General features: G+C 58.4%; 19 protein-coding genes. 10 read left to right on the top strand and 9 right to left on the bottom strand.

What is annotated here, in order from left to right; translation table 11 throughout:
* Positions 1-144 precede the first annotated feature (144 nt).
* From AC5P8R_RS00760 to AC5P8R_RS00725, 8 genes are all read left to right on the top strand, one after another.
* The gene (locus AC5P8R_RS00760; RefSeq protein ID WP_080354603.1) at positions 145-1,428 is read left to right on the top strand and encodes a beta-barrel domain-containing protein; all 1,284 of its coding nucleotides are present in this window, start codon (positions 145-147) and stop codon (positions 1,426-1,428) included.
* The gene (locus AC5P8R_RS00755) at positions 1,421-3,565 is read left to right on the top strand and encodes a peptidase domain-containing ABC transporter (RefSeq protein WP_495222910.1); all 2,145 of its coding nucleotides are present in this window, start codon (positions 1,421-1,423) and stop codon (positions 3,563-3,565) included. The genes AC5P8R_RS00760 and AC5P8R_RS00755 overlap by 8 nt, the downstream gene beginning before the upstream one ends.
* Before the next feature lie 48 nt (positions 3,566-3,613).
* Positions 3,614-5,221 carry a hypothetical protein gene (locus AC5P8R_RS00750; protein WP_495222909.1) on the top strand — a complete coding sequence of 536 codons (1,608 nt, stop codon included), beginning with the start codon at positions 3,614-3,616 and terminating at the stop codon, positions 5,219-5,221.
* Positions 5,218-6,453 carry a radical SAM protein gene (locus tag AC5P8R_RS00745; protein ID WP_049404786.1) on the top strand — a complete coding sequence of 412 codons (1,236 nt, stop codon included), beginning with the start codon at positions 5,218-5,220 and terminating at the stop codon, positions 6,451-6,453. The genes AC5P8R_RS00750 and AC5P8R_RS00745 overlap by 4 nt, the downstream gene beginning before the upstream one ends.
* A gap of 155 nt (positions 6,454-6,608) precedes the next feature.
* Positions 6,609-6,794, top strand: a complete 186-nt coding sequence (locus AC5P8R_RS00740; RefSeq protein WP_049404788.1) for a hypothetical protein — start codon at positions 6,609-6,611, stop codon at positions 6,792-6,794.
* A 105-nt stretch (positions 6,795-6,899) separates the two neighbouring features.
* On the top strand, positions 6,900-7,844 hold the full coding sequence (locus AC5P8R_RS00735) for an aldo/keto reductase family protein (protein ID WP_158490976.1): 945 nt from the start codon (positions 6,900-6,902) through the stop codon (positions 7,842-7,844).
* Positions 7,845-10,064: 2,220 nt separating this feature from the next.
* Positions 10,065-10,424, top strand: coding sequence for a hypothetical protein (locus tag AC5P8R_RS00730; protein WP_495222908.1), 360 nt, complete (start codon positions 10,065-10,067; stop codon positions 10,422-10,424).
* A gap of 190 nt (positions 10,425-10,614) precedes the next feature.
* Entirely contained in the window at positions 10,615-11,544 is a 930-nt protein-coding gene (locus AC5P8R_RS00725) for a tyrosine-type recombinase/integrase (protein ID WP_495222907.1), read from the top strand.
* Between the two features lie 210 nt (positions 11,545-11,754).
* Here the strand turns inward: AC5P8R_RS00725 and AC5P8R_RS00720 are convergent, their stop codons facing one another.
* Together AC5P8R_RS00720 and AC5P8R_RS00715 are read right to left on the bottom strand one after the other, a co-directional pair.
* The gene (locus tag AC5P8R_RS00720; RefSeq protein ID WP_495222906.1) at positions 11,755-12,207 is read right to left on the bottom strand and encodes a hypothetical protein; all 453 of its coding nucleotides are present in this window, start codon (positions 12,205-12,207) and stop codon (positions 11,755-11,757) included.
* Between the two features lie 5 nt (positions 12,208-12,212).
* On the bottom strand, positions 12,213-12,992 hold the full coding sequence (locus tag AC5P8R_RS00715; RefSeq protein ID WP_495222905.1) for a hypothetical protein: 780 nt from the start codon (positions 12,990-12,992) through the stop codon (positions 12,213-12,215).
* Positions 12,993-13,335: 343 nt separating this feature from the next.
* Between AC5P8R_RS00715 and AC5P8R_RS00710 the strand changes: the two genes are divergently transcribed.
* Entirely contained in the window at positions 13,336-13,638 is a 303-nt protein-coding gene (locus AC5P8R_RS00710; RefSeq protein ID WP_495222904.1) for a hypothetical protein, read from the top strand.
* A gap of 303 nt (positions 13,639-13,941) precedes the next feature.
* Here the strand turns inward: AC5P8R_RS00710 and AC5P8R_RS00705 are convergent, their stop codons facing one another.
* Complete coding sequence (locus tag AC5P8R_RS00705) at positions 13,942-14,235, bottom strand: DUF5681 domain-containing protein (RefSeq protein ID WP_495222903.1); 294 nt, start codon at positions 14,233-14,235, stop codon at positions 13,942-13,944.
* 988 nt (positions 14,236-15,223) lie between these two features.
* Here AC5P8R_RS00705 and AC5P8R_RS00700 point away from each other — a divergent pair.
* Positions 15,224-15,403 carry a hypothetical protein gene (locus AC5P8R_RS00700; RefSeq protein ID WP_495222902.1) on the top strand — a complete coding sequence of 60 codons (180 nt, stop codon included), beginning with the start codon at positions 15,224-15,226 and terminating at the stop codon, positions 15,401-15,403.
* On the opposite strand, the gene AC5P8R_RS00695 is transcribed toward AC5P8R_RS00700, so the two are convergent.
* The 6 genes from AC5P8R_RS00695 to AC5P8R_RS00670 all read right to left on the bottom strand — a co-directional run bounded on the left by AC5P8R_RS00695 (position 15,378) and on the right by AC5P8R_RS00670 (position 23,096).
* Complete coding sequence (locus tag AC5P8R_RS00695; protein WP_495222901.1) at positions 15,378-17,753, bottom strand: TrbL/VirB6 family protein; 2,376 nt, start codon at positions 17,751-17,753, stop codon at positions 15,378-15,380. The two genes, AC5P8R_RS00700 and AC5P8R_RS00695, sit on opposite strands and share 26 nt — an antisense overlap.
* 3 nt (positions 17,754-17,756) lie before the next feature.
* On the bottom strand, positions 17,757-19,472 hold the full coding sequence (locus AC5P8R_RS00690) for a lytic transglycosylase domain-containing protein (RefSeq protein WP_495222900.1): 1,716 nt from the start codon (positions 19,470-19,472) through the stop codon (positions 17,757-17,759).
* Positions 19,473-19,664: 192 nt separating this feature from the next.
* Positions 19,665-20,036: a hypothetical protein gene (locus AC5P8R_RS00685; protein ID WP_372484650.1), complete on the bottom strand. Its 372-nt coding sequence runs from the start codon at positions 20,034-20,036 to the stop codon at positions 19,665-19,667.
* 669 nt (positions 20,037-20,705) lie between these two features.
* Positions 20,706-21,182, bottom strand: coding sequence for a hypothetical protein (locus AC5P8R_RS00680; protein ID WP_262257896.1), 477 nt, complete (start codon positions 21,180-21,182; stop codon positions 20,706-20,708).
* A 31-nt stretch (positions 21,183-21,213) separates the two neighbouring features.
* Positions 21,214-21,750, bottom strand: coding sequence for an HNH endonuclease signature motif containing protein (locus tag AC5P8R_RS00675; RefSeq protein WP_495222899.1), 537 nt, complete (start codon positions 21,748-21,750; stop codon positions 21,214-21,216).
* A gap of 635 nt (positions 21,751-22,385) precedes the next feature.
* Positions 22,386-23,096: a hypothetical protein gene (locus AC5P8R_RS00670; protein ID WP_495222898.1), complete on the bottom strand. Its 711-nt coding sequence runs from the start codon at positions 23,094-23,096 to the stop codon at positions 22,386-22,388.
* Positions 23,097-23,329: the final 233 nt, after the last annotated feature.

Here is a 23,329-nt window from a genome sequence, read left to right as displayed (position 1 = left end):
ACCAGCGGGGCTGGTCTAGGCCCGACGCCAATGGCGACAGATGCCCGGCTGGGGGGGGCATAGCCACCGGAGCCGATTGCGGACATCGCCTCATTTCGAGGCTGAGCGACATCGCGACTGTGCATCAATGGCGCGAGGTATGCCGTGGCAGATAACCTCTTTCGCAGAGAGGCTTCACCTGAAGATCAGCATAGTGGCCTCGGCGAGACCCTGCTTGCCGGACCACCTTCTCGCTGGCTATGGCTTTGCCTGATCCTTCTGCTAACGACTGCTATGGGCCTGTTCCTGGTCCTAGGCCAATACACCCGCCGAGAAACGGTGACGGGTCAACTGGTGCCCGCTAGCGGACTGATCAATATCACCGCTCTTAGCCCGGGAACAGTCGCGCGACTACATGTTGAAGATGGCCAATCCATACAGGCAGACGAAGTCCTGATGGAGATCTCAAGCGATCAGGACACGGTTCGACTTGGTGCAACCCGAGCATCAATTGATGAGCAGCTTGCGGAAAAGGAGGGGCGCTACAGGGCCGATCTCGTTTCCCAGGATTCTGTCGCCCGGCATCAGCGAGAGGCGCTGGTTGCTCGCGAATCGCTCATACGACGACAGCTGGACCAAGTCGGCGAACAGGTTGCATTGCAGGCTGAGGAAGTTGAAGGCTCGCAGGCGCTCTTGGAGCGGATCGAGCCTTTGGGAAAGGGTGGATACATTTCGGCATTTGAGATTCAGCGGCAGCAAGCGGTGGTACGTGCCGCACGCTCCCGGAAGGCAGAACTGCAGCGGCAGGGGCTCGAACTCCAGCAACAGCTTGCTGCCGCCCAGGAGTCCTTGGCGAAACTTCCGCTAGAGGACGCAACTCGCCGAAACGAAATCGTGCGAGAGCTTGCCGACGTAGCTCAATCGCAGGCCCAAAACGATCTACAACGCGGCACACTGTTTAGAGCGAGACAAGGAGGTGTCGTCGCAGCTCTACTTGTTAAGACCGGTCAAATGGTGAGTGCCGGTCAGCCCATGATAACGATACTGCCTGGCGACGCGAAGCTGCAGGCGCAGCTCCTTATTCCTAGTCGTGCAATTGGATTCATCGCTCCAGGCAATCGCGTCATCCTCCGCTATGAGGCATTTCCGTACCAGAAATTTGGTCAGCAGTACGGAAGGGTATCCATCGTCTCCCGAAGCGCACTGACGCCAGCGGAACATTCCGCTTTGACTGGCCGACTACCGCCAGCGGATCAAGGACCACTCTATCGAGTAGATGTAGAGCTGGACCGGCAGTACGTTTCCGCATATGGGATCAAGGAGTCGATCCGGCCTGGGATGGCGCTACAAGCAGATGTGCTTATAGAGCGGAGACGCCTTATCGAATGGTTGTTTGAGCCGCTTTTTGGCATCCAGAGACGTGTGTTCGAGGAAAACTCCAATGGCTGATGGCTCCGCATCGGCAGAGCGGAGGCGCCCCGATCGACATTCGCGAGCGGACGTCCGGGCCGAACTCCGTTTTGGGTGGCGTCGCGATACGCCATTGATTCTGCAGGCAGAGACCGCTGAATGTGGACTGGCCTGTCTAGCCATGGTCGCGGGGCATCACGGTCATCATGTGGATATGCTGGGAATGCGGGCGAAATTCGGATCGTCCCAGAAGGGCGTCACGCTGAGGCAGATGATGCATTTGGCGACGGCACTCGGCATGGAGGGGCGACCGCTGAAGCTCGATCTTGGCAACCTATCAAGATTGAAGCTGCCCTGTATCCTGCATTGGGGCATGAATCATCTCGTCGTGCTGTGCAAGATTGGCCCTCGATCGGCTGTAATTCACGATCCGGCACGAGGTGTCCGAAAGCTCGATCTTCTGGAGGTGTCAAGCCAGTTCACCGGTGTCGCTTTGGAGCTCATACCAGGCGCCGACTTCCGTCCAGCGCACAGATCCCCATCTATTTCACTTCGGCGACTGGCAGGTACCATCCAGGGACTCGTGCCGGCTTGCCTCCAAGTTCTGGGGCTTGCACTGGCGCTAGAGGCATTCATTCTCATTGGACCATTCTATCTCCAGTGGACGATGGATCAGGTCATCGTATCCGCTGATAGAGATCTTCTTTCGCTGCTGGCGATTGGTTTCGCAATTGTTGCGGTCTTCCAGGTTGTCATCACGGCACTACGCGCCTGGCTACTGAGCTGGATCAGTGCAACAACATCTGCGCAATGGATGAGCAACATGGTGGGGCATCTCCTCCGGCTGCCCTTGGCTTGGTTTGAGAAGCGGCAGGTGGGTGACATCGTCTCGCGACTTGGCTCAGTCCAGATCATCCAAAGTACGCTGACAGTCCAGTTCATCGGCTCACTGTTGGACGGGCTGATGTCACTTGTCGTTCTTTTGATAATGACCTTCTACAGCCCTGGATTGGCGGCGCTGGTAGCGGGCCTATTTCTACTTTACACGATGCTTCGATGGGTGTTCTTTGCTCCGTTGTGGAGGGCAAACGAAGATCAGATTGTTCATGCGGCACGCCAGCAGGGCGAAATCCTAGAATGCATCCGAGGAATTCTTCCGATCAAGCTGGCCAATCAGCAGAATGTGCGACGCGCACGCTATGCCAATGCTTCGGTTCAGGTAATAAACCGCGGAATCCGAATTCAGCAACTGAATATTTCTTTCGGAATTATCAACGGCCTTATCTTTGGCCTGGGCAGAGTCGCACTGATCTGGATAGCTGCTTCTCTGGTCATGGATGAGAAGTTCTCTGTTGGCATGATGGTTGCATTTGTCGCCTTCGCAGACATGTTTATTCATAGATCTACTTCTTTGGCGGATAAGTGGGTGGATTTCAGGATGCTTAGATTGCACGCGGAACGGTTGTCCGATATCGCCCTCAGCGAACAGGAGAGCGCCGACGGAGTCGACTCGTGCCACGTGCCGGACGATTCGAGTGTCGAATTCAAGAATGTCAGTTTCCGCTACTCCGACGGAGAGCCCTGGGTGTTGAGAAACTGTAGTTTTAAAGTGGAATCGGGTCGTTCAATCGCCATCACTGGAGTGTCAGGGAGCGGCAAGACGACACTCGCCAAGATCATGCTCGGCCTACTGAAGCCTAGCGAAGGAGAGGTGATCTTTGGAGGACAGAAAATTGATGATATGGGTCACGGACGATTCAGAGGCCTGGTCGGTGCAGTCATGCAGGAAGATCAGCTGTTCGCCGGAACGATCGGGGACAACATCAGTTTTGGTGATCAGGACTCAACCGATGAGCGCATCAGGGAGGCGGCGACGCTCGCTGCAGTGAGCGACGATATCGAGGCGATGCCAATGGGCTACAGAACTCTGGTAGGCGACATGGGTTCCAGCCTGTCTGGAGGGCAGAAGCAGCGAGTGATCCTCGCTCGAGCGCTATATCGCCGCCCCCGTCTGCTGGTCCTGGATGAGGCAACCAGCCATCTGGACCTCGAGTGTGAGCGGCGCGTCAATGCGGCCGTGAAGATGTCGAGCATGACCCGGGTGGTGATCGCCCATCGGCTGGAGACAATACAAAGTGCAGACGAACGGTTCGAGATAAAGCACCGGGAGTGCTGAGCAATGCTGAGTCTGAGGATTCAAGGAAGTGGCTGTGGACGGGGTGATATGCGCGTAACTGTCGGCAAAGCTTTCATTCGACTGGTGCCCATAGCTCCAAAGCCATGGGCGCTGTTGGCAACCTTGCTCATGTTGGCTCTGCCCACGGCAAACGCATGGGCAGGGAAGCGTGATTGCCTCGCGTCCGGCCTTGAGGTTGACACAGCCATGTCAAAGGCGACCTTGCGAGTGACCTCGCTGGGTACGCCCAAACTCAACCTGCAGGAGTGGCAAGCGTCGAAGAGCGCCCGCCCGGACGAACACGTCTATACCTTGGATATCAGCAGGAGCCGGCTTCCGGAGGGAAGAAAGTATCCGCTGATCATCAGGTTGGCGCCCTCCACTGTCATGATCAACCTACAGCCTCTGATCAATCCTGACGATCCGCAGTTTGAACGCCTATGTGGCGATATCGATCCAGGAGCCTCACAGCACCCAGCAAGCTCTCCAGTGACGGTGTTCGAAGGCTACGCATTCTTCAGCGATGGGCGGCCAGTACCCGTTCCAACGATGCTGGCCGATCAAGGCGTGCCACAGGTGTTCAGGAGCCAGTATAAGAATTGGCTGGAGAAGGCCCAGAAGTTCTATGGGCGTGCCCTCGGACCTGAGCAGCACAGCGTGAGCTCTGTAATCTTCTTGCTTGAGCAGGGCGCCAATACCCAGCAGGGCTGCCACTTCAGCGGAAGCTCATTGCCCGGACTGCTGCTGATTGGCCTTCGTGCGGGTTGCCTGGACATCTCAAAGGGCTTTCCAAAAGACTTATCTCACTTCATTGCCCATGAAGCATTTCATCAATGGAATCAAGATGTGCAAATGATGGAGTCACTCCCACAGCAAAGCAGAATGATGCTGCTCGAGGGCGGGGCAGAAATGGCAGCAAGCTTGTTTCTTTCGGAGGAGACTGGGAGCAAGGAGCAAGGGATCACGCGCGACGTGGGCGCAGCTGCAGAGTCATGTATCGACCAGGCAGAGTACAGGAAGCGACCATTGAACGACCTGATCAGTGAGGGCAAGTATCAACTCGCCTACTCCTGCGGGATGGTCTACACGTTCCTCAACCTCGTCCGGACAGATTCTGATCCAGCAGCTGCTCTGGGCACGTTCTGGAAAAGTACCCTGCAGGATAACTCCTCGTCTCGTTTCAATGAACGCACCGACTTCAATGAGGCATTCGGTGCGCGATCGTCGGTGCAGAACGCCATGATCGAACTTCTAGCCCAGAATGGCTACGCGCTTCGCGAAGCGATCAGCGGCTTGAGCAAGGACCAGCAGTTCCGCATTGCCGCCGAACTGATGCGAGAGGTTTCACGCAACGACTGCCAAGGGAACTACGGCCTGTTTACCGGTGGCGGGGTGATTGTGCTTGATCCCGAAGTGAAGACCTGCAGCTCTCTGAGGCCTGGGGGAAAACCCGCGGCAATAGATGGGTTTGATTTTAGAGAGCATGTGTTGGACGCTCGATCTGCATGGATTTCTGCTTGCCGGAATGGAGGAGCAGTGCGCATCGACTACTCCGACAGCTCTGCGAAACGGTCGATCGTGTCGTGCCAATCCCCCCCAAGATCCCTGTACACGCCGTTTCATCTTTCCCGAATCACGCCAAGGGGGCGACCATGATCGACGTACTCAACAGCGACACATCTTCCCCGATTCAGAAGCTACATGAGCTGCAGGTCATCATCAAGATCGCCGAGCGCTGCAACCTCGCTTGCAGCTACTGTTACTACTTCTTCATGGGCGATGATTCCTACAAGGGCCGTGATCCGATCATGAAGCCTGACAAATTCTCAGCCGTCGCTGATTACATCAAGCGTGGCGTCGAGGATCTAGGCATCAGGAATGTAAACATCGTCTTCCACGGCGGGGAGCCCACCCTCATGAGGGCTCGCGATTTCAGGGGACTGGTTTCTGCTCTGCGTGAGACGTTGACCCCCATATGCGGGTTGAGTCTTGGCATACAGACAAATGGATATCACCTTACGGCCGAGTGGGAAGATCTGATTTCAGAGTTCAGTATTTCCGTTGGCATCAGTCTTGATGGTCCGGCTGAGTACAACGATAGATTCCGGGTAACCCATAAGGGGAAGGGATCGCATGAGAAGATCGCGCGCACGGTTGGGCGACTTCACGAGTTGGAGGCCGAGCGAAAGATCAGTGCAATCGGCGTACTAAGTGTGCTTGGACGCGACATCCCGATTGAAGAAACATTTGATCACTTCGTTGAGGAGCTCAAGTTCCGTCATATGGGGTTCCTGTTGCCGGACAGGAGTCATGATGAACCATTCGTCGATGGAGAGACCCCAGACGAGTACGGAGATCTACTGATAGGCCTCTTCAATAAGTGGCTGAGCCACCAGGACATCTCTGTGAGGGAAGTAACGAAGGTAATTCGCTACTTTCAAGAGTATGCGCCTGCACGCGCCGCGGCCACGGACGTATTCGACAAACGAACCCATGTGGTGGTGATCCAGAGCACGGGCGAAGTGAGTTGCGATGACTCGTTGATTCCCGCATTGGAGTGGCGATCCTCGCAGCGTTCGTACTCAATCTTCGGTTCGTCGCTCTATAGCTTCGTCAATGACCCAGGCCTTGTGGTACTTGATCGGGCGCGAGCAAACCTCCCCGATGACTGTTTCAACTGCAGGTGGGTGAGAATATGCGGAGGGGGCGCACTAGAGAATCGCTTTAGCCGCACTCGACAGTTCGATAATCCAAGCGTCTATTGTGCTGGACTGAAGAAGTACTACTCACATGTAGTTGATTTTCTGATCGAGAACGGATATCCGGAGGCAGCGATTCAGGAGCGCCTGAAGGCTGACGAGGTCATGCAGCCCACCTTCGCCATCTAAGCAGTGTGCTGGACCTGAGCGGTGATTGCTTGGCAATCCTGCTCTCTCGCTTCACCGAGGCTCATGCCTGTTGTACCCGTCGATCCCGACCGCGGTCGACAGAAATCAAGGGAAGTGCGGTCAATTGTTGATCTACAATCAGAAGGGAGTTCGCGATGAATGCAAGCGACAAGAAGTCACAGGGTGAAGAATTGGTCGCGCGGCTGCTGACGCCGCAGGAGACCGATGCCGTCGCTGGTGGCGGGTTCGAAACCTATGCGCAGAATACAGGTGGGTATTGCAAATTCGACCAGAAAAGCGGCGGATATGACCAGAAGTGCGAGACGCCTAGCTTTTCCTGAGATATTCAACTTCTAATCTTGCTGCGTGACGGGGTGTCCTATGGCCACCCCGTCTTTACCGGTACTTTCATGCAATATCGATATCTTGGAAGGACGGGCTTGAGCGTGTCTGTACTCAGCCTTGGCACCTGGCTTAGTGTTGGTCAGCGGCTGAGTAATTCGGATGGCGCCAGGTTGCTATCGCAGGCTTACCATAGAGGAATCAATCTGTTTGATACCGCCCAGAATTATGGCTGGGGTGGGGCGCAGACGGAGCTGGGGCGTGCGATAAGAGATGCCGGCTGGCAGCGCGACACCTACTCCATCTGTAGCAAAGCATTCTACGGGGCAAAGCCGGACGACCAGCTCAAGCCGACTCAACGCGGTTTGGGCCGCAAGCACCTGGTGGAGGAGTGTGATGCTGCGCTGACACGGCTGGGCTTGGAGTACCTGGATATCTATCTTTGCCATTCACAAGATGCAAATGTGAGTGTTGGAGAGATCGTATGGACGATGCACTCGTTGATTGTGCAGGGCAAGGTGCTGCATTGGGGGACGTCGAAGTGGCCTGCTGGACTGGTGGCGGAGGCGCATGATTTCGCTCTTTCCAATCATCTGATTGGCCCGTCCGTCGAGCAGCCTGAGTACAACCTGGTCGCTACCAGAGCTGTGGAGGAAGATCTACCAGACCTGATTGATCGATATGGCATGGGGTTGCTCACTTGGTCGCCATTGAAGCAGGGCATACTCGCTGGTCGCTACGACCAGGGCATCCCGCCTGGCTCGAGACTGTCCTTCCGGGACTTCACGACGTTGAGGGATCATGCGGGTGAGGCACAATTCCTGCGATGGGTCGAAGCTGCAAAAGGCATCGAGAGAATTTCCAAGGCTCTGGGAGTATCTCGCGCCCAGCTTTCCATTGCGTGGTGCTTGCAAAACAGGCTCGTCAGTAGTGTCCTGCTCGGTTGTTCGGAGGGCACGCAACTAGCCGAATGTCTGAAATCAGTAGACGTCGCGAGCTCCATCACTCCAGAGTTGTGGCTGGAGTTGCACTCGCTGGGTCAGTGCTGATCTCATGCGCCAGCCGAGGGGTCGGGAGAGATCCGTCCGCCGTTGATACCAGAGCGACATCCAGCGTTGGATTCGCGCACGCAGGAGCGCTCTGCAGTGGACGCCCGAAGATGCAGGGCAACCCGCGGCCAACTGTGACAGCAGCGGAGCGTAAACGGTCACCGAGCGGTCACCGGGTCGCGCCGGCTTGACGAAGAAGGCGCTGCGGATGATTCTAAGTGCCTGATTCGATGGTGCCCACCAGCACCCACAAAGGTCACGTATCCATCTGATTTATATTGAATTTACACTGAGATTTACAATATTCGACTCGCAAAATGACTCACTTTACAGAATCTGCTAGCGTCGCCCCTCAGCCAGCTCGGACCACCAGCATCTTCTCAGTCGATCTTGAATAGGTACATGTTCACCGCCGCCACTCCAGTCGTCTGATCTGCGTAGATGACGGTAACTGGAATCGGGTCTCCAGTACTGCAGGTCCAGGGTGCAGGGGCGGAGTGCAGTACGGTTGCGACTCCGTTTGTCCCGATAGACATGCAGCCCTTAGGCCGGTAGATCAGTTTTGGCGAGCCTGTGACATCGGTTGTGTTTCCTGCCGGATCTACGAGCTTGATTCTCAGCTGGAAGGAGCTTCCCCTAGCCACACCTACCTGAGCAATGCCCGCCGCACTGAACACCTCATTGGCCGTTGCGGCGCCAGACAGAGTCGATAGCTCCCATTCGCCAACGAGATCAGTGGAAGGAGTTGATGCCTTCAGACTCCAGGTCGGCCTATCGTCGCTCTGCGCGCCCACAGAGAACGTCATGGCAGCGGCTGCAAGCACCGCTAGTATTACTGAGGTACTGCGCATACTTTCCCCGCGATGTCTGTGTTGATGTCCAACGATCCGCTAGGACGATTAGCTCTGCATTGCTGCCTCACTCTCTCACGGGCGTAATGTACAAACACTCCGCCCATTTCGTAGTAGGCCTGCGGGTAACCCGGCTGCGTCTCCCGGAGACAGGGCACAATTTGCTCCCCGACCAGATCCCAATCATTCTTTGATCCACAACCGTATTGGGTTAGCGCGTTCTTCAGATCGACCTGGACGTGATACCACCCCATGGTAGAAAAGCACTCTCTGTCCGCGATCCACTTACCAACGGCACCATGACCAGCCATGGCGGCGACCACGCCGGTGCAGGAGGCTTCAACCATGGGCCACAGATCCTCGCCCCCCAGGTAAGGATCGACAAATGCTGGAATTACACGCTCCATCCACTGGCAGTTGTCCATCTGACAACGCAGCTCGCATGACTTCCTTGCAATGCAAGTTTGTTGCGCGTGGAATAGGCGAGTTGGGTCAATCGGAGACTTAGCGGTCGCCTCAAGCTCCGCAACGCTCTTTCCGCAACCATAGCCACTGTTAGCAGGATAGCGATCGCAAGCATTGGGAACTCTGGAACATTGACCGGTCCCAAAGTTCATCGTAAATCCAGCTCGACAAACAGCCCTGAGTTGAATACTCCGAACGTACTGATACGGCGCTCCAGGCGGGGAGAGACCATCTGGCCGATAGCTTTGACAGGTATGTGTGAAATTCAGATGCCCGGACCACTGCTGTGGAAAAGGGTAGTACACCACTGGGTTCGTACTCACGTCGGCGGCACCGCAGCGAGTGTGCCATGGGGAACTTGGCTGCTGAATGTCCCAACCATTCTTTTCGAGGTAGTCCGCCTCCGCTTGAGCGGCGGCCGCCCCCTCATCAGAGTACATCTTGGTCTTGTACTCGTAAGGTCCTCGTCCACCCCCGGCATATATATCGCAAGGTCCTGTCACGCAGTGCGCGAAGTAGTCAAGATCCTTTTTTAGATCATCGGCATCGGCGGTGCCTGGAAGGAGTAGGCATACCCAAAGAGCAAGGCATAGCGACCATACGTACCAGCTGTACCCATGCAACTTCCATTGCATTGCAGTTGCTCCTACTCCGAAAGTTGATCTTGAACCGACAATCCCCGATGGATAGTTGATTATCAGGCAGCATGTCCACTGTCCATTCCCTAGGTGCGGGCCTGCGACGAAGTTCTCGAAATGCACACTCAATAGCTACAGCGCCGTTGTCAAGAAGTACACACGACAGGCTAAGCATCAGCGCCTGAAGTTGGATCGGCTGATCTCCGGGGTTACGACGTAGCCCGCACTGTGGCAGGGTGCAGGTAGGCACGCAGGAGCAGATCCAGATGGACACCCCTGAACCCGACGTCTCCCTACAGGACGAGATCAAAGCTCTCCGACAGCAGTTGGCTGCCCTACGTTTCGACATTCGAGGTAAAGACTGGCTCACCGTTGACGAGGCAGCCCATTACTGCGGCGTGTCGTCCCGCCAGTTTCGACGAAATGCCCCTGAACTCGGCCTTGTGCCCAGAAACTTCATGGGCAAGCAGCTCTATGAGAAGAATGAGCTGTACAAAGCAATCGAGAACTCCGGCAACTGGAGATCCCGGGGGACAGCGGGCGCCTCCCTGATCCCGACCTCCCCCCAGATGGAGGAGGCTCTTGCTCGGCTGAGGCGCTACGACCAGCGAAGGGGAAAGGGGTAATGGCTCCGACTGACAAGCTAATGACGCTCGCTCAGGCTGCGGAGCTTTGCGCCTGCCACCCACGAACCCTTCGCCGCGCCATAGGCATAGGCGAATTGGCCGCGTGTCGATTGGGCCAGGGCCCGAAATCAGACAGGATTCACCCCGTAGACCTGGCCGTTTGGCTGGGCAAGTGCAGGGCCAAGACTCTATGCCCATCACCAAGCGCGCCAATGGTCACTATCAAGTTACCGTCGGATACGGCGGAAGAACGCATCGCAAGACTTCTCGACTCTGGTCGTTCAAAGACGCGAAAGACTACGAACGCAGGTACATCTCAGCGCTCAAGGACATTGCGGCCGGTAGAGAGCCGGAACGAGTGATCGCCGATGCGGTCGAGCGCTGGCTGACGGACCACGTGCCGCGCCTGCGCTCGGCGACCAAGACAAAGGCCCATGTCCGGGCGCTGCTGCCCTACATCGCTGGTCGGAAACTGGAGGAGATTGCCCAGGTTTGGGCGGAGATAAAAGCGGCCGAGATCGGGAAGGCTCCTGCCACGGTCAACCACAAGGGGCGCATCCTGCGGCAGATCAGCCGGATGGCGTGGCGCGAGTGGGGGTGGCTGGAACGGCCTGCTGCGATTGGCTTATTGCCGGAGAAGCCTCGTGAGACGTTCCTGACGCTCGATCAGGTCGAGGCGCTGGCGAGGGCATGCCCGAACGCTGCGGCGGGCGACTATGTGCGGCTGGCAGCGTATACGGGAATCCGTCGCGGACACCTGCTGCGCTTGACCGCTCACGACGTGCGCGGCGGGTTCATCCATCTGGACCGCACCAGCAAGACGCGGACACTGCAACTGGTCCCGCTGCATCCCAAGGTGGCAGGGATCGCGGCTCGGCTTCCGCTGGGCGCCTCAGACGATCAGGTCCGGGATTCGTGGGCTAAGGCGCGCGAGGCGTGTGGCCTGCAGCACGTCCGTTGGCATGATCTACGGCACACGTGCGCCTCATGGCTTGTCCAGGCTGGCGTGCCCCTGCATACGGTGTCGGAGGTGCTTGGGCACAGCTCTATGGCGATGACCCGGCGCTATGCTCACCTGTCGCCGGAACACCTTTCAGACGCCATCAAAAAGATGGCCTAGCGCATCGGGGATGGGGTGCAATTTCTGCACCCCGAGGCAGTGCGAGCGCATCCGAAATCGATGCGAACGCATTGCGAACGCATCGCCCAAGCATGACGAACGCATTGGAGGACTACATATAACTCAAGCGGCGAATACACCAAAGGGCAGCACGCAAGCGCTAGTCAGAGGTGACGTCACTGCTACGTCACGGTGTAGGCTCGTTGCCCTCTATGCAGTAGACGAGCCAGTTGCCACACCCCTGTCCTGCTCGACAACTGCAAGAAGGTTGTGGGTAGCACGGATAACCTGCTCTACGCGATTGATCTGCCCCAAGGTGTCGGCAAAGGAAACGTCTTGACCAAGCCGATAGTCTGCGATGATCCGCTTAGCGCGCGCGGCATCCATAGCCCGCTGAGCTCGGGCCTTAATGTCGCGATAGCCCTTGAGCGCCGGACAGAGAGACTCCACTCGCCACTCGACCAAACGTTCGGTGACTTCAAAGTGATTTACATCCCTGCCAACCGCATTCGCAGACGGCGGGAGTTCCTGAACTAGAGGAAGTAGCGAATGAAAGGCGGCGTAGTACGAACGGCTCATCGACGCTCTCAACTGGCATTCGCTCGCATCTTCTGATGCAAGCGACTTTGCGTACGTGAGCAGGTCATCTTCCTTGATTGCCATAGCAGCTATGCTCCCTTTGAGTCGGTCGTAACACTGAAAACAATGCGCCTATCCAGCTCTAATGGGAAACCCTCCGCGTCTAGCCTGCCGTAAAGATCCCATTCAAGCTCGGAGGCGCGGTCAGGCGCCGCACTGACCTCAAGCTCGTACAACACAGCCGACGGCATCTTGTCCTCCGCCGGGACCACTGTGATGGCCACGCGCTGCAGGTTGACGCCTTCTTCAAACAAGAACCGCCGAACGAAGGCCACAACCGGCGCGGTGTCAGAATCAGTCACACCATCGCTATCGAACTGGGCGAGCAAATGCTCACCAGGAGCATAGGAGACCTCTTCTACAGTGGCGTTCATTTTTGCTAACTCCGCCCTCAGTTCGCCGGCCGCTTTTAAGTAACCATGACTGGCCAAGATCTGTCGCGCCTCCTTGGTCGCCGTTACGTTACCGGCAAAGGCGTGACGATGCTCAAAAAACACCTCAGCCACTTCGGCAGACAATCCTCGCTGCTGAAGGCCCTGCATGTATCGAAGTATCACGTTCGGAGAATTCGGGGAGAGGGCCAAGACCCGGTCCAAAAGCTCGCGCCCGGCCTCCAACTTATCCGAGAGGAGCGCGAGGTGCCCGCGAATCTCCATTGCCCAAACGGCATTCACACCTGCCAGTTGATCAGCCTTCACCTTCAATTGGCGAAGAGTGAATTCATTTGCGGAACTCTCTCCCAAGTAGAGAGATGCAAGCTCTTGCAGCAGGTCGTTGTAGATCGAGTCGGGAGCGGCTGAAGCTCTCATCTGTTCCTCATAGGAATGCCATCCAGTGCATTCAGGCAAAAGATCATAGCGCCACTAGGGTTCCCATGCGTTAACCAAGGGAGGACATAGTGGAGCCAACTTCCGAGCCCCCTGAACAAAATTCATATAAGTATTTGATTTTAAATAACTTCAAGTGAACTTCGAACATGGCCGCCGGGCTTGGATGGTGGCCGGCCCGGTGACTCTAGGCACATGCTAAGGCGGAATTACGCGCCGCCGCCAAGACCGTCTCATGCCATAGCTCTCCCTGTGCCCAACACCCTGATGTGCATACGCGTTGCGGACGCTGATACGCTACCTCTACCAAGCCAAGGATCTGGCTATGTCCAGACTACCGGTCGTCGGTCTTTTTCTTCTCGTCAACCTTCAGGGCTGCTCCAAACAGTCGGAGACATGGACTGCCTTCCTCTACCCGCCCGGGAAGTCCTTGGCTGCCGAAGACGCATCGAAGGCGATCTACGGTCACTACGAGTCCTTCGAGCAGTGCCAAGAGGCATCTATTGGCGCTCTGCGGCAATTGGCCTTCCAGCATCAGTCCGAGGACTTCGGGAGCTACGAGTGTGGCGTCGGCTGCCGGTACGAGAAGGAGTGGGAAATGTACGTCTGCAAGGAGACCCGGAAGTAGGGCTAGTGCAGCGTGAAGATGTCCTGGACCGAATGGAACATGTCGACCCCCGCTATCCAGCGTCCATTGCTGAAATAGCTCACCAACCCGCATTGGCAGTTGCCACCGCTCAGGGCGGGGCATCGCCCTTCATGTAGGTCGTACGCCCTCCAAGGGGCGCCAATTGCAGCGGCAGCCACTTGCATCCGGCCTTCGAAATCCTCAGGCAGGCATTGCCGCTCGGCAGCGAAGACCTCGTAGGTCACACCGTCCCAGGACTCTTGGGAGCTATCCGCTTCTAAAGTAGAGATTGCCTCTCGGTCATCAGCCACGAGCGCCCTCCGGCTCATTGTCAGCTGTCACAGGTACAAGTCGCACCGTTATGGCTCGGACCGGCTCCGAATCAGGATCTATCCCTACTGATTGGACTGGCTTGCCATAGCCGCGATCCAGCAGCGCCTCACTGGCCGCTTTGGCGAGGGCCGCGTTATCGCCCCGCATGATCGCCACCAGCTTCTCGATGGCCTCCCGGCCGTACTCTCTCGCCAACTGTCGAACCTCAAAATCCACTTTGGGCCGGCCACTCGGGTTGCCCGATTGCCCTGGCTTGAACGCCATAGCCTTCACCTATTGTTTTCAGTTGTTACCAATGTGAACCCGTGCTTTCGGAAGCTCTTGTCCGCTGTTTCCAGACCCACCTCCTCGACGTGTCGTAGGAGGAACCTCGCGGCGACCTCGGTGACGTCCAAGCCGCCTAGGTAGACACGTTGCCCGGCGTTGGCTCGAAGCATCACTGCAGCGATGCCCTTCACCGCTGAGGGTGACAAGGGAGCAGTCATGGCCGCTCTCCTATGCTTTCTTCGTTGTGATGAAACCGCGCTTGTAGTCCACTGGGTTACTGCCTGCGAATCGGCCGCCCACGATGCCCGGCATGCCGCCTCCGCTTGTCTGGCCGCTACCCCCGCCTGAGCCGCCCCCAATGAAGCCGCCCACGTTGTTGCCCAGCCCAAGGTTCGACCCTGTCGGAGCCGCCAGCTGCTGGCCCCATGCGCTATGAGGGTTCCAGTTCCCGATGCTTGCCATACCATTGCCAAACTGGGTGTTGCCGAAGCTGCCCATAGAGCCAGCTCCACCCGTGTAGCCGTACCAGCTGCCGCCCGGTCGCTGGGCGCCCAGGCCGAGGTTCTGCGTTGTCATCTGCGAAGGCGTGGGCGCAGTGAATGCTCGGCTCGACGAGGGAGCACCCGGGATATCAACCTGCTCCATGACTGGGCCACCGATACCGTAGTCAGCCCCTCGGTTCACCCAGCCGGATAGCCCTCGGTCCACCAGCAAACCCGTTCCGGGAACAAACGCGTTTGCGAGCAACTTGAGGCCGGTGGCGATGGCCGCCCTGCCGCCGTTGCCCATATAGTTGCCACGTGCGTCAAAGACGTTTCCCGGCACCGCCCCGTTAACAAAGCGATTGCGCGCCCCTACAAAGAATGCCGGAACTCTTGAACCTGCCATTACACACCCCTTGGGCACGTGCCGTGCCCGTTCATTTTCTTAAGTGATTAGCGGGGCCAGGTGTATCCTGACCCCACACCTCTCCGATGGACGGGAAATGGACGCCTGGAAAAAGACGAGCTACCCCCTGCCGCAGCCGCTGGAAAGCGACCGCTTTTCTGATGGACGGAAGGGCGGCCTATACGGCCTTGCCTTTGCCAGCTTGCTGATCGCAGTTCCCGTTCTACTGGCGGCCTTGGTAGTGCTCGCCTTTACGGGCTTCGCTGTGGCCTCGTAGCCTCAAGCCGATCTGCAAACGCATCCAGATCCGGGTTGTCTTCCCGCTCTGCAATTTCCCGCAGCAAACGCGCTTGCGGTATCAGCTCACCAACTGGCTTCTCGCCGTTCTGCGCAACCCAGCGCACGAAGCCGGGGCTGGTCATAAGGCGGGCCAATCCACTCAAGCCACCAGCCAGCGCCATCGAGCCAGAGACAATCCCCGCAGCCAGCAGCGGACTACCCGCCACCAATGCGCTACCGGCACTGCTCGCAGTGCCAGCCGACTGAGTTATCAGGGAGATCAGGCGAGCGGATCCTGAGGGATTGCGGAACACCGAACTTCCCTGCCGAATTCGATCCGTCATCCTGGCGATCCTGTCCATGTCCTGCCGGAAGCCGAGGCCATGCCGGTCAAACAACACCCGCTTTGCCTCAGGGCTCATGTTCGCCCAGTTGGTGAGGAACGTCTCCATACTGAAGACGTCACTGTCCGCATTCTGCTGACTGCCGGTGGCCCGACCCATGCGGCGAATGAAGGACGCCGATACTTCACGCTGGGCGTCCTTTGGCAACGACTGCATCACCGCTCGCAACGTGGTCGCACCCTCTCGGGTGTTGCCAAACGCCGCCTTGTAAACAGCCTCCGGTCCGCCGCTCTTTTCCACCACATGCGCCACGGCGTCGATTCGATTGCTACGCGCCGCGTAGTAGGCGTTTGCCCGACTCCAAGCCTGCCGCGCTTCGGGTGTCGTGGCGGCGGCCTCCATATCCTTCGTAAGTGCCCCATAGAGCGTTTTCCACTTGTCCCGGGGAACGCTGTCAGCCAAGGAGTAGTTATCGAGCTCCCGCCCAACCAGCGTGCGAAGCTTGGTAAGCGCCTGATACGGCAGTTGGTTGTCGGCCATTCCAGATACGGCGGCCACCACCTGCTCGTCGATCTGCTGAGGCGTCAGAACGGGAAGCGAGCCACGCATCCCCAGTGACTGAAGGCGCGCGTTCTCCGCAGCTGCCCGCTGCGCCTGCCCTTCAAGCTGCTGTTTCAGCTGCTCTGCTTGGCGCTGTACATCCGGGCGCTGCAGTGCCGCCTCCATCCCGCTGATGTCCTCGTCCAATGCACCGCCGATTCCTCGAATGCGGGCGTTCTGGAATAGACGCGCAACGTTGGGGGCACCCTCGATGGAGGCGTTCAGATCGGCCAGCGCCCTCTGCGTGTTCTCCACAGGCACCCGTGCATCCGGTGCAATTTGCTTCGAGACTCGACCGTAAAGCTCTTCCGCCCTTTTGGCTGACTTGGGGACGAAGGCGGCAGCGCTCTTCCCCTCAATTCCTTCTAGGATGGTACGTCCTGCCTGCTCTGGACTCATTGCTCGGCCGCGTGGAGAAAGTTCCGCCGCGTACTGACCAACCGCCGCGTTAGCGTTATCCGCCTGGTTGCGCGCAAGACGCGCAATCGGACCAGCACCGCCAGCAACGTTGCCCAACATGGTCTCTGTAGCCTGGGCAAACCGCCCGCCCGTTGCCTGGCCCACACTCGGCGAAGTACCTGCTGCCGCGAAATCGGAAATCGCCCTTTCCACGTCCTGGGCGGTCACGCGCTCACCCGAAGCATTGCGGCCCCTCAGCGCTCCACGGGTAGCATCCGCGACAACCTGAGGAACGATGCCGCTACGCATGCCAGGAAGCGCCGAAGCGACGCCCGGGGCGAAGCCACCAGCCAGCCCAGCGGCTACCTGTGCACCAGTACCACCACCCGCCTCACGAACGGCTGAGCTTGCGCCTGTGCCTGCCACAGTGGCAGCGGTCTGCAGGACAGGATTTGCGGCAAAGAACTCGCCGACAGTCTGGACAAGCCCCCTGCCACCGCTAGCCGCTGAGCCTGCGCCCAGGGTGAGCGCTGTCCCGGTCAGCCCTTCGCCAATGTCTGAAACAATGCGCTGCGCCTTCGTCTGGGGCCGCTGCATGCCCAACTCATCTGCAATCTGCTCGCCGACCTGGCGATACGGGGCAGTCGGAACGAAGATGTCCCGCCCCGTAGCGATATCCTCTTCCGTAGGTTCGTGCAGGCGGCGCCGAATCGGATCCACGACATAGTGGTTGAAGGCGTCGCCGCCAAGGGCACCGAGAAGGCCGCCAGCACCTTGAAGGACTTGGCGCCCGCCATACTGACCCAGCCACCGACCTAGGGCGTTGCCTGGCAACTCGGCGGTGCTATCCCAGCTGGACGCTACCTCGCTGAAATCGGGTTTGGCGGCCTGTACGGCAGGGAGCGTCACGATCTCATCGGGCTGGTCGAACTGGTCAAAGACGTTCTGCCCGGTTGAAGAAGCGCCCGATGGGGCATCAAACTGATCAAATGGATTTCTTTCCATTGGCTACCTCAGGTAGTCATCTGCGCTAACGCCGTACTTCTGCTCGAAGGCGGCACGCATGTTGGGGTTTTTCCGAAGGAAGTCCACCGCCGCTGGGGGAACTGCGGAGGCCCCACGTGCTGCTGCACCACCAGATGCAGTGGACCTACCCACTACACGCTCCGGCGCGTAGTTGTATTCCCGCGCCAAGCCCGAGTACTGCTCTCGATAGGCGTCGATCTGAGACTTCGCCTGGTCGTGCAGCCCCTTGGCGGAGTTAACAAAGCCAGTTCGCTGCTCAGGGTTCAGCCGCTGACCATCTCGGAGCCTGTTGTACTCGTTGCGGATGCGGTCCGGAACGCCAGCGGCGTTCTGAGCATTCGCGAACTCGCCCTCGCGAACCACCGAAGTGGGATCAAGCATGCGCATGTAAGAAAAGATCAGCGCAAGATCGTTCTGCGCAGACGGATTCTTGGCGGCCTGCGCGATCTGCTCGTAAGAGTTGACCACCGTCTGAGGGACCTTGATCTGAGCGATGAACTCTTTCCGCAGCGCCTGCTCCGCCTGAGCGAGATCGCCCGGGGCAGGATTGTTCTTTCGGTCTGCGGGGCCGCCAGGGATAGCCTCTAGCTGTGAGCCATCGGCACTAAAGCGGTAGCCAGACGGAGCTTGGCGCTCCGCCTGACGAGCCGAACGATCAGGTCTGAAACCAACCTCCAGACCAGCAGTTCTCGTCGGCCTCGCCTGGCCTGCCTGCGCAAGCACCTTCGGGACATAGGCGCGCGTCTCGGCCGGAGCAGATGCGAGCATGGCGTCTACGTTTCCGCCCGCTGCACGCAGGGCATTGTCGACATTGCCAGGACCCCAGTTGTAGGCGGCAAGCGCAGCACGCGGGTCTGCGTACTGGCGAAGCATGGCGCCAAGATAGTCCTTACCCACTCGCTCCTGCTCAGCCGGAGACTGGTCACGAGCCGGGGCAACTCCGTACCCCGGATCGCGCAGCGTCCCAGGCATCGTCTGCATGGTGCCTACCGCGCCCTTGCTCGACACGGCAGCCGGATTGCCGCCCGACTCAACCTGCATCACCGCCTGTTCCAAGCCTGGAATGAGGTCGGAACCCGGCAGTCCCCCGCTGGGCATTTGCAGCCGCGCTGCATCTCGCGACAGAAGGCCTGCACTCGGCAACTGCGGTGCAGCGGCTCCTGAGCCAAGCAGGCCTTCACTGATGATGTTGCCTTGCAGATCCCGATACTCTTGGGTTTCGGTGTTGCGGATGACATCCAGCAACCCCTCCTTACCCGTCTTCGGGTCGCGGTAGCCGATCTGGCCCGGCTCCCATTTCGCCTTCGGACTCACCTTCTGCCGGAACTCCTGGGCGCCAACGGGGTCGACACTTGCCCACTGACTCCATGAGCCCTCATTGAGCGATCCGTCAGGGTTAAGTACGCCTCGCTGAGCCTCTTCAATAGCCGCGTTCCGCAGCATGCCCTGGCGAGTCCGAGCGAGGATTTCGTCCTTGTACCGGGCGTTCTCGACATCGCTCACGCCTTGGTTCGCCGAGAGAAGTCCACCTTGGATGCCATTTGCCAATGCAGCGCCAAAGTTACCTCCGGTCGGCCGGAGCATGGCAAGTCCAGCGGATAGCAGGCTCTGGCGAGCAACCGCACCCTGGTCCTTCTCAGAGAGACCTTGCCATCTCGGCGTGACCCTGCCGAAGAAATTGTTAATGTAGGAGTTCATTTGCTTCCTGTGCTTCTAGGGCGTCTCATACGCCGGATGGGAATGGGCGGCGCCACCACTCGATGACGCCGCCCAGGAGCCCGCCCTTGGGTAGTAGAGCCCCTATTACTTGTGGCGTTTGGCGGGTGTAAATCGCTCCCGGGCAAATGCGCGCGGGACAAAGAACCCAGAGGAAAGGGCTGGGTTTACTGGTTAGCCACTCGCCGTCACATTCAAGATTCTTCCCACGCCAACATCCCATCCTGTGCTCTCTCCGAGCTCCTCCAGCAGGGCATAGCTGGCCCGTTCAAGCCAATCCCAGAGAATGGCCTCGACGGTTGACACTTGCTTCCGATAGGTAGCCTCTCGAACTCCGGAACTGCGCGCGCCGTCCTTGTAGCTGCGCCCGACGCCGAGAAGCTTGGCCGCCGCCGCCCTTGCCACTTCGGCTGTATGCCCCATTACGGTCAGATAGAGCTCAACCTTGGGCCATAGCTCCATCCTCTGTGCCGCGTAGACCATCAGCCATGCCTCAAGCGGGCCATCAAGCGACGCATCGGACAATGCCAGCAGCACTGGCTTCACCGGCCTCACAGTTGGGATGACCAAAGCTCCCGCAAAACGGTGGTTCTCCCAGCGCCGCACGCGTCGAACACGCGTGGCGCACGCGTCCGCACGCATGTTCGCAACTTGATCGAAGTCCTCAGCTGCTTGCCGGTCTTCAGCTCTGAAGGAGCGTAGAGCGGCTATCCGTGCCCGCGTACTTTTGGGCAGATATCCCCGAGCGTCCTGAACTACGCGCCCCCTGGTGTGAATGGCTAGCCCCGCTGGATCAACTGAGCCGTCTTCATCAGGCAGAACCTCCACCCAAGTAGCCTGCACTGGCAATGACATGCATGGGCCGCAACCGAAAGCAGCGGCAAGGGCCTTGGAAGCTCGATCCACGTTAATCGATCCTTCCAGCCAGGGCTTTGACAGCCCTGAAATTTCCGGCGCTCGTACCTGCTTTAGGCCGGCTTTGAACTGTGCTCGACCGTTCAAGGGGCGCCCTCCCTAGAGCAAGGCTTCAGAAGCACTGGAAGCAATGAAGAGCGCGCTCCGCTTGGTATATATCTAGAAGGGTGTACACATAGCGACCTCGAAGGGGTGTGGATAACCGCCTGACTGGCCTGCATTGCGACCTGGTAGGTCTCTATACGGGCCAACTCAGAGCGGGATTGGCCTGCATAGCGACCACATTGGCCCACATAGCGACTACCCATTGCGATTCCTCCACAGGTTCAGTGGAGTTACGGTCGCTGGCTCAAGGTGCTTTTCGGACTCATCGACGGCGTAATAGGTCAGCGCGTACAGGCTGCACATGTTCTTGCCGCCTTTGCGCGTCTCGATGATCCAACCTGCGGCAAGGAGCTCCAGCTTGGCGCCATGCACCGTAGCCTTACTCCTCCAGCCACGGGTCGAGAGCATTGACCACGGGATGCTCAAATCGCCGTTCTTGCCTGGTCGGTATTGGCGGGCCAGCTCCAGCAACAGCTTGACGGCATTACCGGACAGTTGACCAAACTCCGGCGAGTCGGAAATCCTGTGCTCAAGCATCAGGAATGGTGCGCCCTTTGACCGCCCTACGAGCTTCTGCCGTCGCCTTTCAGTGTTCTTCTTGGGTTGCGCCAGGCCATAGCTGGCGCCGCCCTCTGGAGACCGCTGCGCGCGGTCCTCACTTGTGCTGTGCATACACCCCCCAAGGGCATAGGTATGAGCCCGACTAGGGCTTCTTGCGACGTGCCTTCGCGGCGCGCTTCCCCGGCAGGTGCGCCCAGGTCTGTCCGCTACGAACTTGGTTCACCGTGCGAAGAGATATTCCGAGTCGCTTGACCCAAACCTTTGACGGAATGCTCTCCGTGCTGTCGCGTATTGCGCTGACTTGGTCAGGCGACAATTTGCAGTACGGTGATCTACAGCCGTACAGCGCCAGACTCCTATTAGCCTGCCTGGCGCGGTTCTCCTGGGGGGTCACCAAATCTAGATTGGACAGCGCGTTGTTGCCCGCATTGGAGTCGAGATGATCGATCTGCATGCCCTCAGGGATGGGTCCGTGAGCGGCTTCCCAAACCAGTCGGTGCGCGTACCAGGTCACGGGGGTACGGGCTTCTGACTGGCGACGTATCACCCTCACATAGGTGTCCGAAGTCTGGATCCCTACCTCTAATCCATCCGGCTCAAAGATCCTTCCGGTGGAAAGACTGACAAGGAGGCCAGATGACACGTGTGGCACAAGCTGACCAATAGCCTGCTCCGTCATAGCTGCCCCTCCTCCCGGTCGTCTGGCTCAATCTCCTGTTCCCTTGAGCCGCTCAATGTCTGCCAGGCGCGCTGAACGTCTTGCGGGACGTAGTACTCGACCACCTTGTATGATCCGTGGTCGTCCTCATGCGTGGCGGGGTAAGCCTCAATGAGCCCACGCTCTACCAGCTCCCTGACGGCGCGCCGCGTAGGGGCTGGACGAGCGCAGCCGGCCGTCCACCCAGCCGCATCCAGAAGAGCCGACTGCTCCCGATTAAGGCAGGAAAAATTGAACCCGTTCACGCTGCGACCTCCGTGGAGGCCGCAGCGAGCCGTGCGGGTAGTGTGTAAAGGCTATCGAGGTAGACGAATCGACGTGTGCCGATGCTGACTGTCTCAAGCAGACCGGCCTTTGCCAGCTCGTAAGCCTTAGAGCGGCCGATACCTACCTTCGCGCATTCCGGAATGAAGGGCCGGAAGTCCCGATGTCCATACGTATCCATTGACTGCACCGTGTGGCCGCTGTGCGCGGCGGGTGAGTCGAAATTTATGGATGCGGGGCCTAATGAAACATGCCGTCAAACCTGCGATCTACTGATTTGGCTCAGCTGAATCAGAATCAGGAATTCCTGATTCTGATTCAGTGCCGCCGACCTACGCTCTCTTCGAGACAGGAGCCAGCTTGGAAATAGCAGCCTCGTCCAAGTCCTCAGTGCTAAAGAACACCGAGGTTAGCGCGAGCACCAGCGCTCTGTGTGGCGTACCAAACTCCCTCATGAACTTGCTAGTCACTCGCCGGATAAAGCGCAGCCTCCTTACGTTGGGGTCGTTCGGCTTCTTTACCTCGCTTTCCAATTCAGCCAGTCGAAGAGCGCCATTGTGGATCGCATCAAAGACAAGCCCTAGGTCCATCTTGATCCCGTGATAGATGGCGAACCGAATTCGGTTGAACGAGTCCTCTCTTTCATCTTCGTCAAGAGCTTCGAAATCATCCGGATGGGCAGCCTGGTAGTTGATCGCGCTGTTGAGCGCAGCCAGGTCCAGATCGGGCTGAAAGGGCCAATCTAGGCCACTCTTCTCGTCGTAGAACGGTATGAGCAGTTCCCTGAGAGCCTCGCAATGGACGACCATCTTCTTTGAGGCTTCCTGCCTCTGTTTGGATGTCATCTTTTCGAATGGCTCCAGTTCTGCGAGACCGTGCATCACCGCACCGCCAATCCAATCCTCCAGCGTCCCCGCCCACATCCCGGGCCTGCGATCTTTTCCCTTCAGGGATTCCAAGCACAACGCATACTCCGCAGATGCCGTCAGCTTCCGCCAAGCAGCTTCTGCCCCCTGATTCATGAAATATCGGGTCGTACTCATACGCCGCTCCGATGTGGTCTCCAGCCTGGGAGTTCCCGAGGTTCCGACATCCTACCTAGGGCCACTCAGGTGGGCGATAGTGTCGTTTACTAGATCGCGAGCCGCGCACCTCGCCTGGGCCATTGTTCTAAGCTCAGGGCCATCGGCAGGTGGATTACGCAGCAGGTCTTCCGCAAGCCTCTCGAGACTTCGCCTTGCCTTCTCCCGCGCCCGCTTGGCAGTCTCCTGCTGTG

The sequence above is a fragment of the Stenotrophomonas sp. YJH_SMC_73 genome (assembly GCF_059370155.1).
The sequence above is the reverse complement of the archived record's forward strand: the minus strand, read 5'-3'. Positions and strand labels throughout refer to the sequence as shown.